Annotated in this window: 2 protein-coding genes and 2 pseudogenes; 1 reads left to right on the plus strand and 3 read right to left on the minus strand. The window is 41.8% G+C overall.

Features of this window, described 5'->3' with window-relative positions; all coding sequences use genetic code 11:
* Positions 1 to 181 (plus strand): annotated as a pseudogene (locus VTH8203_RS22900) (ISAs1 family transposase); the annotation flags it as partial.
* A 117-nt stretch (positions 182 to 298) separates the two neighbouring features.
* On the opposite strand, the gene VTH8203_RS22905 reads toward VTH8203_RS22900, so the two are convergent.
* The 3 genes and pseudogenes from VTH8203_RS22905 to VTH8203_RS22915 form a co-directional block, all read right to left on the minus strand.
* Positions 299 to 1,042 (minus strand): chromosome partitioning protein ParA, encoded by a 744-nt coding sequence (locus VTH8203_RS22905; protein ID WP_096995700.1) that lies wholly within the window; start codon positions 1,040 to 1,042, stop codon positions 299 to 301.
* Between the two features lie 29 nt (positions 1,043 to 1,071).
* Complete coding sequence (locus tag VTH8203_RS24825; RefSeq protein ID WP_096995701.1) at positions 1,072 to 1,230, minus strand: hypothetical protein; 159 nt, start codon at positions 1,228 to 1,230, stop codon at positions 1,072 to 1,074.
* 52 nt (positions 1,231 to 1,282) lie between these two features.
* Positions 1,283 to 1,550: pseudogene (locus VTH8203_RS22915) on the minus strand (ISNCY family transposase); the annotation flags it as partial.

The raw sequence follows: 1,550 nt of genomic DNA on the forward strand, positions 1-1,550 counted from the left end.
CGTATTCAGAGAAGATGAACTAAAAGTAAAAGACCCAGATGGAGCTGCTCACTTAGCGGCATTTAATCGTGCTGCGTTGAACACGATAAAGCAGGATGAGAGTGACAAAGATAGCTTGGCTGCCAAACGTAGAAAGTCAGGTTGGTCTGGTGAATATCGCTCAAAAATAATATTTGGCTAATATTTATTCAAAGTGGAATCCCGCCCTGGAGTGTGAATGACATTCACTTCATAATTCAGGGAGGGGATTAATTGGCAAAGTATTTTTAGATATTTCTACTTTGCCAATCCTTGAGTGTTATTGAATTCCGAGTTCGCTTTTCAACGTCGCAATATGGTTGAGATCCATATTATGCACTTTCAACATCTGCTCGATTTGGCTAATACGTGATGTGGCAGAATCATAACGGTCACATGAATCTGACTTTGCATCCCAAGATGTGCCTTCCAGGAATAGATCACAATCCTTCTTCCAGCGTTTCAAGTTTGGAGTAAGCTGCGATTTTTCTTGTTCCAACTTAGCCACTTCAGCTTTCAGTTCTGCTTCTCGCTTAAATAGCTCTTGAGACTGTTCGAACATCGAACTTTGGATATCCGTTTTACGTTCCAGTTGAACATTCTGTTTTTTCTGCTGCGCTAGTTTCTTACCTTGAGCACTCAACTGGTTTTCGAGTTGCTGGTTATCGGCTTCAAGTTTGGAAATCTGCTCATTCAAAGCATCTACTTGTTGCTGATGTTGTTCCACTTTCTCTTCCACCACTTTGCGCAACTTTAATTGTGACTCTGACTCGGCTAAAGAAAGTTTTTCATCCAAGTTAGATTGTTGAGTTTGAGTTTTGACTAGTGCTTGCTGGTATTGGGTATCGAGCTCTTTATATCGCTGCTGCCAGTCATTTTGCGTGACTGCCGAGCCAATAAGACCACCAGTTGCTAAACCCAGCACCGCGGCGATACCAATATACAACCTCGCACGGGTATCTTTCTGTTCGATGACGACGACATCATCATTTTCGACCGGCTGATTTTCAGGTTGTTTATCCACTCTAACCTCTTTAAAAGTTGTTCATAGGTTTATCGAATTAACTCAGATATGACTAAGGTTGCTGTATAAATAACAAACGCAGACAGCACCGTAAGCACCACACCTTTCTGTACCTTCTCATTGGTTCTATATCGAAACAGTAAAAAGGCCAGAGCCACTAGAAACGCAATTGCAATCAATCGAGTCATAAACATCTCCTTTGCACTAACGGCTACATTTTAAGCAAAAGTAGTGAATTTCCAGAGAGTTAACTGTACTACTCATCACTTTAGCGTACAACTTCAATTCTAAAGTCAGAAAGGCGCGTTCGATACGACCTTTTCCTTGGGGGGAGTTGGCAAAAATAATTGCTATACCAAGCTCTTCGCAGGCTCGTTGCATCTGAGAGAAGTGGCAGCGTTTTGGTCCACCAAAGATACCCGCTCTATCGACATAAAGCGTCTTAAAAAGCCCCTTTTTTTCGATATAAGCCTTCATTACTTTGAGGCAGCCTTCCGTAGTTTCTGAA

The sequence above is a fragment of the Vibrio thalassae genome (assembly GCF_900089835.1).
Lineage (GTDB): Bacteria > Pseudomonadota > Gammaproteobacteria > Enterobacterales > Vibrionaceae > Vibrio > Vibrio thalassae.